Here is a 15,379-nt window from a genome sequence, read left to right on the forward strand (position 1 = left end):
CCGTGCGGTCCTCGCCCCGTCGGCGCCTCCCGGCGATCGCGACGATCCTCGTGGGCACGGTCCTCGGACAGGGCCTGGTCGTGGCGATCTCACCGCTGCTGACCCGGCTCTACACCCCGGCGGACTTCGGCACGCTCGCGGTCGTCACGGCGGTCGCGAGCATCCTCGGAGCCGGAGCGACGCTCGGTACCGACCGCGCGCTGGTCGTCGCACACGACCGGGTGACGACCGACGCGCTGGTCACACTCGGTCTGCTCTCGACGCTGGTCGTCGGTGCAGGCACCGCCTGGGCTGCCTGGGTCCTCCGCGGTGACGCGGCACGGTGGTTCACCGCACCGGCCCTCGAGGACCTGTGGTGGACCGTGCCCGTGACGGTCGTCGCGGTGGGGGCGCAACGGATCGCCTCGGCCGTGCTCGCGCGACGGCAGCAGCACCGGTCCATCGCCGTGCGCAACGCCTGCCAGGGCATCGGCCAGTCCGTCTGGAACCTGGCGATGGCCGCGGCCGGTCCGGTCGGGCTGGTGGGTGGCCTGGCGGTCGGCCGGATCGCGGCCGTGCTCGGGATGGCCCGGTTCCGGCGGAGCGACGGCGAGCGGATCACCCCTCGGGCGCTCTCGTCCGCCGCCCGTCACCACCGGCGGTTCCTCGTCATCACGCCGTGGTCCTCGATGCTGAACGTCGTCGGCCAGCAGGCGCCGGGCCTGCTCATCGCGGCCCTGCACGGCAGCGTCGCCGCGGGCTTCGTCGCCCTCACGATGCGGGTGCTCGGTGCGCCCGTCGGCATGGTCGCCGACGCGACCGCGCAGTACGCCGCCGGGGCGTTCGGACTCCGCATCCGCTCGGCCGATCCGGTCCGCGGGCTGCTGGTCCGCCTCGTCGTGCGGTTGGCGCTCGCCGGGGCGGTGGCCGCGGTGGTGGTCGTGCTCCTCGGCCCGGCGGTGTTCTCGACCTTGTTCGGCCCGGAGTGGGCCGTCTCGGGGACGTACGCACAGGTGCTCGTCCCGGCCTTCGCGATCCAGGTCGCGGTGTCGCCGGTCACGCAGGTGCTGTCGATGCTGCAGCGGCAGGGAGCACAACTGGCCTGGGACGGAGCACGGCTCGCGCTGTCCGCTTCGGCAGTGCTCGTGCCGTCGCTGCTCGGTGCGCCGATGCTCGTCGTGCTCCTGTCGCTCGCCTCGGCGATGGCGATCTCGTACGCGGCGGTGCTCCTTATGGTCCTCCGGGCCGCCCGGATCCACGACCGTGGCGCAAGCGGTCGACGGGCTACCAGACGACGACGAGAATATGACATGTAGATAACTCGCGTCGTGGGTGAACGGGCCCATAGTTTCGGTGCATGGCTTCTCGACCGCGTCCGTTCGACATCGTCCACGTCTCGAGTGCGCACCCATGGACCGACAACCGAGTGCACCTCCGTGCTGCGGCGAGCGCAGCGCGTGCCGGGTACCGCACGGCGTTGGTCGCCGTCGCTGCCGCAGGCGTCGGTGCCGATCCGGACTGGCACCTGCCCGATCCCGAGACGGGGGTGTACGTCCGACGCATCCCGGCTCGGCGTCGCGGGCGACGGGTGCTGGTGTCCTCGGTCCAGGTCATCGGGGCGGCACTGTCGTCCCGGGCGCCGATCGTGCACCTGCACGACCCCGAACTGTTGTGGGCGCTCCCGCTCCTGCGCGTGCTGCGTCGGACGGTGGTGTACGACGCCCACGAGGACCTGCCGGAGCAGGTGCGGGGCAAGGAGTACCTCGGCCCCGTCGCCCGCCGTGGCAGCACGGTGGCGGCGCACGCGGCAGTGGCCCTCGCACGCCGGTCACGCACCGTGGTGGCCGCGACGCCGACCATCGCGCGCCGCTTCCGCGCTGAGCGGACCGTCCTGGTCCGGAACGTCCCACGGCTCCGCGCCCAGGACACCGACGCCCCGCCGGCCGCTGCTCGTGGTCAGGTGGCCGTCTACCTCGGGTCGATGAGCCGCGACCGGGGGATCGACGTCCTGACCGGGGTCGCGGCGTCACCCGGGCTCCCGGACGGCTGGCGCGTGGTCACCGCCGGTCCGATCGACTCGGCGGTCGACCGCGGTGCGTTCGACGCGCTGGTCGACACCGGGCGCATCGACCACCGGGGCGTCCTGGCACCGCACGCGGCCCGCGACCTGTTGGTGACGGCTCGCGTCGGGCTCCTCCCACTCCTGCCGACGCCGGCCTACGCGGCGTCGATCCCCACGAAGCTCTTCGAGTACCTGGCGGCCGGACTGGCGGTCGTCGCCACCGACGTCCCGCTCTGGCGGGAGCTGCTCGACGGCGCCGACTGCGCGACGTGGGTGCCACCGGGCGACCCCGAAGCCGTCGTGGCCGCACTCCGCCGGTACGACGGCGATCCTGAGCTGCTGCGACGGCACGCCGAAGCCGGCCGCGCCCTGGTGCTCGAACGCTTCCGGTGGGACCACGAAGAGCACGTCCTGCTCGACCTGTACCGCTCGCTGTCCGGCGCCTCGCCGGTGCCGGAAGCCGTCGGGCGGTGACGCCGCTCCGGACACCCCGGTCGGTCGTCAGCCGACGGGGTGCGCTGTTCGGCGCGGCCGGAGCGATCCCCGCAGCGCTGCTCGCCACCGGGACCCGGCCGGCTGCCGCGTCCGGGCGCTCGACTCCCACGCCGGCGGACACGGCTCGCACGGTGACCGACGCCGGGGTCGCCCGGTTGCAGGACGCCGTCACGGCCGCCGACGCGGGTGCCGTGCTCGTCGTGACCCGGCACTGGGCCCTGTCCGAGCCGCTGCGGATCGACCGCGCGGTGACGATCCGGTTCGTCGGCGGAGCGCTCTCCACCACGCGCGACATCGACCTGGTCGTCGTCGCCGCGTCGGACGTCACCATCATCGACGCGGTCCTCCGAGGTTCCGGGTCGGACCACTCCGGGCTCGGTCGGGGTGTCCACGTCGTCGGCACCGTCACCCGGCCGTTCCGCGACGTCCGGATCCTCGGCGCTGACATCCGCGACTTCTCCCACGACGGTGTCCTGCTCGACCACTGCGCGGCGTTCACCGTCGCGGACTGCGTCATCGCCGACGTCGGCTACGCCGGGGTGCTCATGTTCTCGTGCACCGACGGCACGGTGCGCGGCAACCGCATCGCCCGGGTTACCCAGCCTGCGCCGTACCTGAACTCGTACGGCATCGAGGCCGTCCGCGCGACCACCACCGGACTCCTCGGCGCACCACGTTCGGCCCGGATCGTCATCGCGGACAACCACGTCTCCGACGTCCCCGCGTGGGAAGGCATCGACACCCACGGCGGGCAGTCCATCGCGATCCTCCGCAACCTCGTCGAGAACTGCCGGGTGGGGATCGCTGTCGTCCCCTCGAAGGACGAGTCGGACGCCGGCGCCACGAAGTACGCGCCCCTCGACTGCTCGGTCATCGACAACGTCGTCCGCCGCACGACGGCCGGCCCCGGGTCCGGCATCGTCATCCGCGGCGCGGGTGAGACCGTCGGGGACCCCGCCGAACGGGCGAACGGCATCGTCCTCCGCAACACCGTGACGGGGTACGGGGACGGCGACCGCGACGGGGCCGTCCTCGTCTACCTGACGCGGCACCTGATCGTCGCGCACAACCACTGCCCGGGCGGAGTCCGTCGCGGGCTCTCCCTGTACCACTCGAACGACGGCATCACGCTCGTCGGCAACCGGATCGCGGGGCTGCGGCGACAGGGTACGGCGACGTCGGTCGCGATCGACGTCCGCGCCACCGAGAACCGCGGGCACCTGGTGGGCAACCGGTACGAGGGCAGCGTCGAGAGCGGTGCCGTCTACGGGGTGCTGTGCCGCCAGACGGCCAACGACCTGGTGCTCGTGGATAACGACTGGGCCGCGGCGACGACCGCGGTCGTGGCCGGTGCCGGCGCGGTGCTCCGGGTCCGCGAGGGCTGAGCTGCTCGACGGCCGGGCACCTTCCGCCGGTCGGTCCGTCCAGCGGTCCGCGCACGTGCTGCAGCATCGCGGCGCCCAGCACCATGCGCCGGCGCCGCGCGGAGCAGCAACCGTGCCGGTGCCGACGCCTGTGTCAGCGCGGGCGCGGGTGCTCCGCCCACGAGTGCCGAACGGCGGCCGCTCCGGGACCGTGCTCGCAGCCGATCGTCGCCCGGAACGGTGGGCCGCCGCCTGGGCGAGGCCCGCTCCCAGCCACTGCGCGGGGCGATCAGCAGGATCAGCGTCCCCATCAGCAGCCCGTGCGAGAGCATCGCCGTGAAGATGGACGTGTTGGACAGCATGATGCTCGGCATCACCACCGCCATCGCCGCGACCCGCATCGGGAGCCCCCGGCTCGCGCCGTCGAGGAACCGCAGCCAGACGAACAGCGCAGCTGCCGCGACGAAGATCCCGATCCACCCCAGGTTCGCGAACCCGTCGGCGAACAGGTTGGCGTTCGCGTAGCCCACCGATCCGGGCACCAGGTAGTCGGAGATTCGTTTCGGCGGCGGCAGATCGTACGGGTACTCGATCCAGGGGCTGAGGAACGAGTACCCGTACCGGGCGACGGGGTTGTCGGAGAAGTAGTCGACGTACACCGAGGACAGCAGCCCCGGCGTCAGCATGAAGCGGCGGGTGAACACCGACGTCCAGGTGATGCCGCCTTGCACCTCGTCGGCGACCGCGGAGACGATCATGATCGCGAGTGGCGCACCGAGGAAGGCGAGCGACCGCGCCGGCTTCGTGCCCCGGAACAGCACCGCCATCCCGAGGACGGCGATGAACGAGAACAGGACCGCCTTGAACCCGGTGCTCGAGTACAGCAGGAACTGCCCGGCCAAGGCTAGGACCACCAGGGACGGGCGGCGACGGAAGATGCCGCGCGCGAGGACCAGCGGGTTGATCACGTACGCCTGACCGGTCAACAGGTACCCGAGGGCCCCGCCGGTCCCGACGTCGGCCGAGTAGTCGGCACGCACCTCGTAGATGTCGTCGAGCGCCAGGAACCGGATGTGGATGCCGACCGTGGCCGCCATCAGGCCGTACGTGACGAGGGAGTAGAGGCCGCACACCAGCCAGGTGAGCGTGCCACGGTCGATCCGCCGCGCGCCGATGACCAGCACGTCGTCCGCCGCCTCGACCCGGGCTGCCGGAGCAGTCGCGCCGCTCGGCGTGGCCAGGCTGACCAGTGCGAACGCCGTCCCGACCGCGGCACTCAGCGCGATCGCCGTGGCGGTGGACACGTACCCGGTCGAGATGCTCATGATCATCGTCGGGCTGACGCACACGACGAAGATCGTCCAGAGCACGACGTGCGACGGCCGGACGAGCACCCGGGGGAGCGTCAGCGCCACCCCGGTCGTCAGCACGATGACGACGAGCAGCGCCTGCCAGGGCGCGGGGACGTAGCCGTACCCCAGGTACGAGAAGATCGGTGCGACGAGGTTCGCCGAGATCCAGTTCATCGTGAGGCCGAGGAGCCCGACCGCGACGAACACGCCCGTCACCCGTCCCACCGGACGCGCGAGCTCGGCGCGGTCGATCGTCGCCCGCGTCACCGGGTGGCCGTCGGCGTCGATCGTGCTGCGCGGACGCCGGGCAGGAGTTCGTCGTACATCTCGACCAGCCGCTCGGCCTCCGGCGCCCAGGTGAATCGCGCGGCAGCCCGTCGGGCCTCGGCACCGTGTCGCTCGAGCAGCGCGGGGTCGTCCGCGTACCGGCGGATCGCCTCCGCGATGGCTGCGGGGTCGTCGGCCGGGACGAAGGTCACGCACTCGACCCCGCGCAGCAGGTGCCGCCACAGGGGGATGTCGGTGGCGATGACGGCGAGCCCGGCCGCGAGGTACTCGAACAGCTTCGTCGGGAAGATCTGGTCGGTGACGGGCGTCCGACGGAAGGGGACCACGCCGATCCGGGAGCGGAGGAGCAGGTCGCGCGCCTCCATGGGACCGACGACGCCGCCGTGCACAGCCCGGCCGGTGGCCTCGGCGGCACGCAACCGCTCCGTCGACGTCGCCCGGTCGATCGAGCCGACCATCTCGACCCGCCATCCCGCCGGGAACGACGGCTCCTCGACGACGGACGCGAGCACGTCGATGCCACGGTCGTGACTCAGGACCCCGACGTGCGCGACCAGGGCGGGCCGTGCCTCCAGGCCGACCTGGGCGTCGTCTTCCGCACGCGCGAAGGGGAAGTTGTGGATCGCGATCCGGCGCGGTGCCGGGAACCGGCGTCCGGTCCACTCGGTCGCGGTGACCACCCGGTTCGCGGTCCCGGCCACGCGGAGCAGCCCGTGCGAGAGCCACGCGAACACGGCACGCTGGCGGTGGGTCAGGTAGTCCTTGCCCCAGACCTGGTCGGGCAGGTCCTCGTGCGCGTCGTAGACGACGGTGCGGCCGGCCAACCGGAGCACCGGGATGGTCCAGATGAGCTCGGGATCGTGCAGGTGCACCACCCGGGCGCGCGACCGCAGCGCGAGGGTGAGCGCCTGCGTCGTCGACACGACCATGCGCCGGACACGCGCACGCCGTGGGATCCGCACCACCTCGACGGCCGTGGGTGGGGCGCCGAGGTCGGACTCGACCGCGATGAGGCGGACGCGGTAACCGGCGTCGGCGGCTGCCGCGGCCTCCCGCAGGTGGACGCGGTTGTCGACCCAGGGGTGGGCGCTGGAGACGTGGACGATGTCGGGGAGCATGCTCGGGTTTCCTCGGACGGGACGGGGCGGGACGGGGGACAGGGGATGGTCAGGCGGCGACGGTGTCGTCGAGGACGCCGGCCAGGACGCCGGCCAGCCGGCGGTAGTCGTGCTCGCGGACGACGTGGTCGCGACCGCGGGCACCCATGGCCTCGCGTTCGGCGGCGGGCATCGCCGCGAGCGTGAGGATGCCCTCGGCGATCGCCTCGGGGTCGTCCGGCCGGACGTGCAGGCCACTGGCCGAAGCGGCCACCGGCTCGAGGGTGACGGGTGCTCCGACGAGCAACGGGCGGCCGAGCAGCATGTACTCGTACTGCTTGTTCATCGAGACACCGTGTCGGTAGAGGGGCAGGTCGTGCATGTTGACGACCAGGCAGTCCGCTCGGCGTCCGATGCGGCGGGCGTCGTCCTGCGGCACCCGTCCGTCCCAGATCACATCCACGCCGGCCTGGAGGCGCGACGCACGTTCGCGGAGCGCGCTGACGTCCGATCCGTCCCCGACCATGCGGAGCTCCAGGCGCGGGCCGCCGCTCGCGGCGGCCCGGCGAGCGGCGAGGTCGAAGCCGTCGAGGACGGCTTCGAGCGCGTTCGCCGGCCCCATCGAGCCGATGTAGGTGACGGTGAAGCGGTCGTCAGCGGGCTCGGGCTCGGGCGCGAGTGTGAGCGCGGTGTCGGGCTCGTCCGCAGGCTCTTCGGGTGCGTCGGGTGCGTCGGGTGCATCGGGTTCGTCGGGTTCGTCGGCTCGCTCGTCGAGCGCGACACCGTTCGGGACCCAGGTGAAGGGCGTGGGCTGACCGCGGTCGGCGTAGTACCGGCCGACGCCCTCGAGCGGGGAGACGATGTGCGCTGCCCGACGGACGATGGTCCGTTCCAGCCGTCGGAGGAGCCTGACCGCCGGGTGCCGTTCGGTCATGCCCGCCAGCCCGAGGGCTGACTCCGGCCAGAGGTCGCGCGGCTCGAAGACGAACGGCACGTCCATCCGTCGAGCGAGCACCGAGGCGCCCCATGCGGCCAGGGGATGGAAGGACCCACCGATCACGACGTCCGGTCGGGGGAGCCCTCGGAGCGAACCCGGCCGGAGCAGCAGCGCGGTGAACAGGCCGATGTCGGCGATGCGACGGATCGCTCGGCGGGCGCCGGCACCACGGTGGTCGACTCCGCGGAGCCAGCAGAACTCGTACCCGTCGCCCGTCCAGCGCTCGCGCAGCGTCGTCCCGTGCAGGTGGGAGCGGCCGGAGGGGTGGTCCGTGCCGGCGGCGATGACCACCGTGCGCCACCCGTGCTCGGTCAGCCCCGCGGCGAGGTGCTGGTGCCGGGTCGCGCGGCCGTCTCGCTCGCGGTGGTGTGCGTAGTGGTTGACGATCCAGACGGTCCTCACCGTGATCCACCCGTCATCGCCGCGGTCCCCTCGAAGACGTCGGAACTGACGTGGCCCGGCGCGGCGATGCCCTCGCGGCGGAGCACCACGACGACCGTGCGGAGCAGGATGCGGAGGTCGAGGCCGAGGGTCACGGTGTCGACGTACTCGACGTCCGACCGGAGCCGCTCTGGCCACGGGAGCGCGTTGCGGCCACGGACCTGGGCGAGACCGGTCAGACCGGGCAGGACGTCGTGTCGGCGGGCCTCCTCGGCGGTGTAGAGGTCGAGGTACCGGCAGAGGGTCGGGCGGGGGCCGACGAAGCTCATGTCACCCCGCAGGATGTTCCACAGGCTGGGGAGCTCGTCCAGGCTCGTCGACCGCAGGAACGAACCGAACGGCGTGAGGCGGTCGTTGTCGCTGACGAGGCCGGCCGCGAGGTCCGGCTCGAGCATCGTGCGGAACTTCACGATGGTGAATGTCTTGCCGTGGAGCCCGGGGCGGGGCTGCCGGAACAGCACGGGACGACCGAGCCGAGCCGCGACCAGGACGGCGACGACGGCGAGCACCGGAGCGAGTGCGACGAGCGCGAGGGAAGCGCCGACGATGTCGGAGAGGCGCTTGGCGCGGAGCGTGCGCGTGCGGCGGGGGGACTGCATGGGTCGTGTCCTTGTCATCGGTCAGAAGGGCGAGCGCTCTTGTACTCGGAGCGGTAGTAGGCACTCCGGGACGCCTTGTGCTTGGTCTTGGTGAGGACGATGCCGGCGACCTGCTGGCCGACGCGCGCCAGTGCCTCGATCGCCAGTCGGACGTCGGAACGCTTCGTCTGGTTGGCGGCCGTGACCAGCAGGGTCGTCGACACGAGCGTGCTGACGAGCGCCGAGTCGGTGACCGCGAGGACCGGCGGTGTGTCGACCAGGACGACGTCGTAGTTGGCGGCCAGCTCGGCGAGGACCCGTGCCATCGCCTCGGACCCGATCAGCTCGCTGGGGTTCGGGGGGATCGTGCCGGCAGGTAGGACCGAGAGGCCGTCGAGACCCCAGTCCTGCCGGACGTCGTCGAGCTCGACGCGGCCGACGAGCAGGTCGGTGAGGCCGACGGCGCCTTCGAGGCTCATCACGGCGGCGACGTTCGGGCGACGGAGGTCGGCATCGATGATGACGGTCCGCATGCCGCTCTTGCTCAGGGCGATTCCGAGGTTGGCGGTGGTGGTCGTCTTCCCCTCGGACGGCCTGGCGCTTGTCACGGCGATGGTCGGCGCGCCGCTGGTCCGGAGGAACTGGATGTTCGTGCGGAGGCTGCGGAAGGCCTCGGACCGCGCCGAGTTCACCTCGTCCCGGATGATCAGCGGGTGCCGACCAGCGTCGGCGTCGAACGCGATGTCGCCGACCACGGGGACGTCGCCGTCCAGGTCCTCGCTGGAGCGGACGCGCGTGTCGACCGCAGCGCGGAGCAGCGCGAGTGCCGCGCCCGCTGCGAGACCGCCGAGCAGACCGAGCGCGAGGTCGGCGGTCTTCCGTGGGGCGATGGGACTCAGCGGTCGGGACGCGGGCGTGACTTCCTCGAGCCTGACGGACGGTGCCTGGTCGGCTCCGGCGGGCTCGATCTCCTGTACCACCGTGGCGAGGCTCTTGCCGATCTGTTCGGCGATCGTGGCTGCCGCCTTGGCGGACCCGTCCTGCACGGCGATCTTGATGATCACGGTGCCGGCGTCGACCGAGGTGGTGACCTGGGAGGCGAGTGCCGCGGGGGTGACGTCGAGGTCGAGCTCGTCGACCACGCCCTGCAGCACGCGGGGGGAGGTCGCGAGTTGCATGTACGACTTGATCTTCTGCTGCGCGGCGGTCGAACCCTGTGCGATCTCGCCAGCAGTCGCCGAGGTGTCGCCGGCGACCGAGACGTAGTACGAGGTCGAAGCCTCGTAGGTGGGAGGGGTGACGCTCGTGACGACGAGGGATGCACCGGCTCCGAGGAGCGTTGCACCGGCGATGATCCACCAGCCCGAGAGGAGGGCGCGGATGACGGCGAGGTAGTTCAAGAAGGGCCTCCGGTCGGGTTGCAGGACCAGTGTAAAACATCACATCTGAAAGAACAATACGGCGCGCAGAAGGGAACGGAAGAACTGCTCCCGTCCCCTCCTGGTGCGGTTGTCCGGGTCGGCCTCAGCCGGCTGCCGTGATGGTGTTCCCCTTGCCCTGGTCGTCGACCTTGGGCGCCTCGCCCTTGTAGGTGAGCGTGTTGTTCGACCCGCTGAAGAAGACCTTCTTCGTCGAGGAGACCGAGATCGTGGCGTTGCTCGCCTCGACCGTGATGGTGCCGATCGTGCCGAGGTCGTAGGTGCGGTCCGAGCTGATGAGGTTCGCCGCTGCGCAGTCGTCGGTCGTGATCGTCTTGTCCGAGTCCTCGTCCTCGTCCCAGAGCTGCACAGCCCCGTCGATGCACTCGTTGTAGGTGGTCTGCGCAGCCTTCGTGGTGCTCGAGGCGGTCGGGGTCGGGTCCTTCGTGTCGGACGAGCTGCACGCCGTGACGCCGAGCGCGGCGACGAGGGCGATGGATGCTGCGGCGAGACCGCGGCGGATCATGGTGTTCATCGGGTTTCCTCTCCGAGGAGTTCGTTCGGCGGTGACGCCGTGCGGAAGAAGGGGAGGCCCCTCCCGTCGCGCGGACGGGAGGGGCCAGGGTGCTACTTGGTGTCGGCCGGCAGGGTGAAGAGCTCGCTGAGCTCCGTCTTGCCGTTCTTGGTCTGCTCGAGAGCGAAGCGGAACTCGGTCGCGCCGCGGGAGACCGCGCGGTCGAAGGTCCAGTTGCCCTGGGCATCGACCTCGAACGTGCCGGGGACGATCTGCGTGCCGGTGATGTTGAGCACGCGGTAGCTCGCGCCGGGCTCACCGGTGCCGGTGAAGGTGTTCACGGCACCCGGGGTCACCGACCGGTTGGCCACGGTCACCTGGGCGAAGTCCGCGGCGTTGATCGTGAACAGCTCGGACTTCTCGGTCTGGCCGTTCTTGCTCTGCTCGATCACGAAGCGGAAGTTCGACGCACCGTTCGAGACGACACGGTCGAAGGTCCAGTTGCCCTGGGCGTCGACCTCGTGGGTACCGGGGACGATCTGCGTGCCCGAGATGTTCAGGACGCGGAACGTCGCACCGGGCTCACCGGTCCCGGTGAAGGTGTTCGAGCGGCCCGGCGTGACGCGCTCCGGCGTGGTGACGGTCACCGGGGCGAGTGCCGCGGCGTTGATCGTGAACAGCTCGGACTTCTCGGTCTGGCCGTTCTTGGTCTGCTCGATCACGAAGCGGAAGTTCGACGCACCAGCCGACACGACACGGTTGAACGACCAGTTGCCCTGGGCGTCGACCTCGAAGGTCCCGGGGACGATCTGGGTGCCGGAGACGTTGAGCACGCGGAACGTGGCGCCGGGCTCGGCCGTGCCGGTGAAGGTGTTCGTCAGGCCCGGACGGACGGCGGCCGGCGTGGTGACGGTCACCGGTGCGAGAGCGGACGCGTTCACCGTGAACAGCTCGGACTTGGCGACCTGGCCGTTCTTGGTCTGCTCGATCACGAAGCGGAAGTTCGACGCACCCGCCGAAACCACACGGTTGAACGACCAGTTGCCCTGGGCGTCGACCTCGAAGGTCCCGGGGACGATCTGGGTACCGGAGACGTTGAGCACGCGGAACGTGGCGCCTGGCTCGGCCGTGCCGGTGAACGTGTTCGAGCGACCCGGGGTGACCGAGGCCGGACCCGACAGCGTGATCGGGGCCAGCTCCGTGCGGCCCTCGACCGTCGCGGTGACGGTCTTGCGGTCGATCTCGCGGTCGTTGATCTTCTGGATGACGACGAGGGCGTTGTCGCCGACCTCGAGGTCGCCGACCGTGATGGACCAGGCACCGGTGGTGGCGTCGGCCTTGGCCGTCTCGTCGCCGATCGAGATCTCAGCACCGGGGGTGGCGGTACCCGTCACGACGGCGGAGCGGGCGTCGTTGTCGACCGACGAGACCTCAGCGGTCAGCTCGCGCTGGGCGGTCTCGAGCATGGTCGCGGTCGTGCTCGCGGTGTTGAAGGCGCCCTCGACGGCGGTGCCGCTCAGCACAGTGCGCATCTCGGAGCTGCCGGCAGGAGCATCGTTGTTGGGGGAGACCTCGATGTTCCATCGCATCAGCGAAGCATCGGGGAGGTTCCAGCTCGTGGAGGTGGGCGCGAAGTCGTAGGTGTACTTCGTGCCGTCCGCGGAACGGGCCCCGTTGGTCAGGGCCATGGACTGGTTCGTCCAGCCTTCGCCCGGCTTCTGGTAGGCGCCGTTGATGGTGTCCTGGCCCACGGCGAAGGTGGTGCCGGCCGGAGCGGTGAACTCGACCTTGCCCTGGGGGCGGCTCACGCTGCCGGTGGTCTTGAACAGTGCCTCGACCGAGGTGTCCTCGCCGCGCTCGAGCGTGACGGCAGCGCCGTCCTGACCGATGATCGCGGCCGTGTTGATCGTCACGACGACGTTCTTGCGGTCGACCTCGGTGTTGTTCACCTTCTGGATCGCGGTGATGGTGTTCGCACCCTCGGAGAGCCCCTCAACGGTCATCGACCAGTTGCCGCTCGAGTTGACGTTGGCGACCTTGCTGCCGATCGTGACGGTACCGTTCGGCGTCGCCGTCCCCGACACCAACGCAGACTTTGCAACGTGATTGACAGACGTGACGTCCGCTGTCAATGTCTGGTTGTTGCGATTCGCAATGTCACCGAACGTGAATCCAGAACCGCCGTTGGTGAAGGTGTTGATCCGCGAGTAGGTGTCGTATTGGACGCGCCCGAGGACGCCGTGCGAGTTGCTGATTCGACCGGATGAGTCCGCGGTCCACCGAGCCGCCGCGGTGCCACATTGCGTAGTACTTGCATGGATGGCATACGCGCCCCTTTCCGTGGTCGGCATAGACGTCGTGTACACGCACAGCCCACGCGTTGTACGGAGCTCAAACGAGTTGCCTGACTCGACAACGTTGAGCGAGTCGGCACCTGCACGGGCTGCGGACTCCGATGAATAGTTACCCACCGGGCTCGGGGTGGTGGCCCCCACACGGAACGACCACCATTGCCCGCCGCTCTCGGTGACGAGCTTGACCGTGCTGGTTGCGGCGGTGGCGGGAGCGGCACCGAAGGACAAGCCGGACACGATGGTGGCAGCGGCCAGCCCGGCCGCACCCATGGACTTGAGGGCGAAGGAAGCCCTCTTCTTGTGAGACATGTGCATCTTTCAGGACAGGCCGCAGACAGCGGCTGTGCGGGAAGGGACACGCCCGTCGAGGTACTCCAACGGCGCATGTACATCCAGAATATCATGTGAAATACCAACATACGAACATGCTATTGCTGCAAGGTGTCGCCTGGGAGTTGAGTGGGACTGGCGCAGGTTTGCTCTCCCTGAAGTTGACTCCAGCCGACTCAGGAGTAGAGTTGAGCCCATCGGACGCAAGTCCATCGACTTACCCCCAAGCAAGAGGAGCAACACATGGGACGTGCAGTAGGCATCGACCTCGGAACCACCAACTCCGTCGTCTCCGTACTCGAAGGTGGCGAGCCCACCGTCATCGCAAACGCCGAGGGCATGCGCACCACGCCGTCGATCGTGGCGTTCACCAAGGACGGCGAGGTCCTGGTCGGCGAGACCGCCAAGCGTCAGGCCGTGACGAACGTCGACCGCACCATCGCGTCGGTCAAGCGGCACGTCGGCACCGACTGGACCACCGAGATCGACGGCAAGAAGTACACGCCGCAGGAGATCTCGGCCCGTACCCTCGGCAAGCTCAAGCGCGACGCCGAGCAGTACCTCGGCGAAGACGTCACGGACGCGGTCATCACCGTGCCGGCGTACTTCAACGACGCTGAGCGCCAGGCCACGAAGGACGCCGGTGAGATCGCCGGCCTCAACGTCCTCCGCATCATCAACGAGCCGACCGCGGCCGCCCTGGCCTACGGCCTCGACAAGGGCAAGGAAGACGAGCTCATCCTGGTCTTCGACCTCGGTGGCGGCACGTTCGACGTCTCCCTGCTCGAGGTGGGCAAGGACGACGACTTCTCGACGATCCAGGTCCGCGCGACCTCCGGTGACAACCGCCTCGGTGGTGACGACTGGGACCAGCGCATCGTCGACTACCTCGTCAAGAAGTTCAAGGACGAGCACGGCGTCGACCTGTCCACGGACAAGATCGCCAAGCAGCGCCTGAAGGAAGCTGCTGAGCAGGCTAAGAAGGAGCTGTCGTCGCAGATGTCGGCGAACATCCAGCTCCCGTACCTGACGCTCACCGCCGAGGGCCCGCTGAACCTGGACGAGACCATCTCGCGCGCACAGTTCGAGCAGATGACCTCCGACCTGCTCGACCGCACCAAGAAGCCGTTCAACGACGTCATCAAGGAAGCCGGTGTCTCGGTCAACGACATCGCCCACGTGGTGCTCGTCGGTGGCTCGACCCGCATGCCCGCCGTGGCCGAGGTCGTCAAGTCGCTGACCGGTGGCAAGTCGCCGAACCAGGGCGTCAACCCGGACGAGGTCGTCGCCGTCGGCGCCGCACTGCAGGCCGGTGTCCTGAAGGGCGAGCGCAAGGACGTCCTGCTCATCGACGTCACGCCGCTGTCGCTCGGCATCGAGACCAAGGGCGGCCTGATGACGAAGCTCATCGACCGCAACACCGCGATCCCGACCAAGCGGAGCGAGACCTTCACGACCGCTGACGACAACCAGCCGTCGGTCGCGATCCAGGTCTTCCAGGGCGAGCGCGAGTTCACCCGCGACAACAAGCCGCTCGGCACCTTCGAGCTCACCGGCATCGCACCGGCTCCCCGTGGCGTCCCGCAGGTCGAGGTCACCTTCGACATCGACGCCAACGGCATCGTGCACGTGTCCGCGAAGGACAAGGGCACCGGCAAGGAGCAGTCGATGGTCATCTCCGGCGGTTCTTCGCTGCCGAAGGAGGACATCGAGCGCATGGTCCGCGAGGCCGAGGAGCACGCCGCCGAGGACAAGGCCCGTCGCGAGGCCAACGAGCGTCGCAACCAGGCCGAGCAGCTCGTCTACTCGATCGAGAAGCTGATCAAGGAGAACGACGAGAAGCTCCCCGCGGACGTCAAGTCCGAGGTGCAGGCGGACGTCGACGCGCTCAAGTCCGCACTCGCGGGCGAGGACGACGACGCCGTGAAGACCGCCTTCGACAAGCTCAACGAGTCGCAGGGCAAGCTCGGCCAGGCCATCTACAGCCAGCAGGACGCAGCAGCCGGCGCCGCCGGTGGCGAGCAGCCCGCGGGTGAGCAGCCGGCCGACGACGAGGACATCGTCGATGCCGAGGTCGTGGACGACGAGGACGACAAGGACAAGAAGTAAC

At 70.0% G+C, this 15,379-nt stretch carries 10 protein-coding genes; 4 read left to right on the top strand and 6 right to left on the bottom strand.

Annotation, left to right across the window (positions count from 1 at the left end; translation table 11 throughout):
- Nucleotides 1–2: 2 nt before the first annotated feature.
- The 3 genes from QRN49_RS09420 to QRN49_RS09430 are packed head-to-tail and all read left to right on the top strand — an operon-like array spanning nt 3 to nt 3,921.
- Complete coding sequence (locus QRN49_RS09420) at nt 3–1,295, top strand: lipopolysaccharide biosynthesis protein (RefSeq protein WP_284755318.1); 1,293 nt, start codon at nt 3–5, stop codon at nt 1,293–1,295.
- A gap of 41 nt (nt 1,296–1,336) precedes the next feature.
- On the top strand, nt 1,337–2,515 hold the full coding sequence (locus QRN49_RS09425) for a glycosyltransferase family protein (protein WP_282819057.1): 1,179 nt from the start codon (nt 1,337–1,339) through the stop codon (nt 2,513–2,515).
- The gene (locus tag QRN49_RS09430; protein WP_284755321.1) at nt 2,512–3,921 is read left to right on the top strand and encodes a right-handed parallel beta-helix repeat-containing protein; all 1,410 of its coding nucleotides are present in this window, start codon (nt 2,512–2,514) and stop codon (nt 3,919–3,921) included. The genes QRN49_RS09425 and QRN49_RS09430 overlap by 4 nt, the downstream gene beginning before the upstream one ends.
- Nucleotides 3,922–5,515: 1,594 nt before the next feature.
- Here the strand turns inward: QRN49_RS09430 and QRN49_RS09435 are convergent.
- The 6 genes from QRN49_RS09435 to QRN49_RS09460 form a co-directional block, all read right to left on the bottom strand.
- Nucleotides 5,516–6,658: a glycosyltransferase gene (locus QRN49_RS09435; protein ID WP_284755323.1), complete on the bottom strand. Its 1,143-nt coding sequence runs from the start codon at nt 6,656–6,658 to the stop codon at nt 5,516–5,518.
- 49 nt (nt 6,659–6,707) lie between these two features.
- Nucleotides 6,708–8,036: a glycosyltransferase family 4 protein gene (locus QRN49_RS09440; protein ID WP_284755325.1), complete on the bottom strand. Its 1,329-nt coding sequence runs from the start codon at nt 8,034–8,036 to the stop codon at nt 6,708–6,710.
- Nucleotides 8,033–8,674: a sugar transferase gene (locus tag QRN49_RS09445; protein WP_284755327.1), complete on the bottom strand. Its 642-nt coding sequence runs from the start codon at nt 8,672–8,674 to the stop codon at nt 8,033–8,035. Before QRN49_RS09445 ends, QRN49_RS09440 begins: the two co-directional genes overlap by 4 nt.
- 14 nt (nt 8,675–8,688) lie before the next feature.
- Entirely contained in the window at nt 8,689–10,053 is a 1,365-nt protein-coding gene (locus tag QRN49_RS09450; protein ID WP_284755329.1) for a tyrosine-protein kinase domain-containing protein, read from the bottom strand.
- Between the two features lie 124 nt (nt 10,054–10,177).
- On the bottom strand, nt 10,178–10,606 hold the full coding sequence (locus QRN49_RS09455; protein ID WP_111022729.1) for a DUF3060 domain-containing protein: 429 nt from the start codon (nt 10,604–10,606) through the stop codon (nt 10,178–10,180).
- A 92-nt stretch (nt 10,607–10,698) separates the two neighbouring features.
- Nucleotides 10,699–12,669: a hypothetical protein gene (locus QRN49_RS09460; RefSeq protein ID WP_284755330.1), complete on the bottom strand. Its 1,971-nt coding sequence runs from the start codon at nt 12,667–12,669 to the stop codon at nt 10,699–10,701.
- Nucleotides 12,670–13,512: 843 nt separating this feature from the next.
- Between QRN49_RS09460 and dnaK the strand changes: the two genes are divergently transcribed.
- Nucleotides 13,513–15,378: a molecular chaperone DnaK gene (dnaK, locus tag QRN49_RS09465; protein ID WP_017886379.1), complete on the top strand. Its 1,866-nt coding sequence runs from the start codon at nt 13,513–13,515 to the stop codon at nt 15,376–15,378.
- The last annotated feature ends 1 nt before the right edge of the window (nt 15,379 follow it).

Source organism: Curtobacterium sp. ME-Dv--P-122a (assembly GCF_030209645.1).
Classification (GTDB): Bacteria; Actinomycetota; Actinomycetes; order Actinomycetales; family Microbacteriaceae; genus Curtobacterium; species Curtobacterium flaccumfaciens.

Coding starts and splice junctions, on each gene's coding strand:
- QRN49_RS09445 (WP_284755327.1), bottom strand. CDS start 8,674: ATGCAGTCCCCCCGCCGCACGCGCACGCTCCGCGCCAAGCGCCTCTCC.
- QRN49_RS09425 (WP_282819057.1), top strand. CDS start 1,337: ATGGCTTCTCGACCGCGTCCGTTCGACATCGTCCACGTCTCGAGTGCG.
- dnaK (WP_017886379.1), top strand. CDS start 13,513: ATGGGACGTGCAGTAGGCATCGACCTCGGAACCACCAACTCCGTCGTC.
- QRN49_RS09455 (WP_111022729.1), bottom strand. CDS start 10,606: ATGAACACCATGATCCGCCGCGGTCTCGCCGCAGCATCCATCGCCCTC.
- QRN49_RS09435 (WP_284755323.1), bottom strand. CDS start 6,658: ATGCTCCCCGACATCGTCCACGTCTCCAGCGCCCACCCCTGGGTCGAC.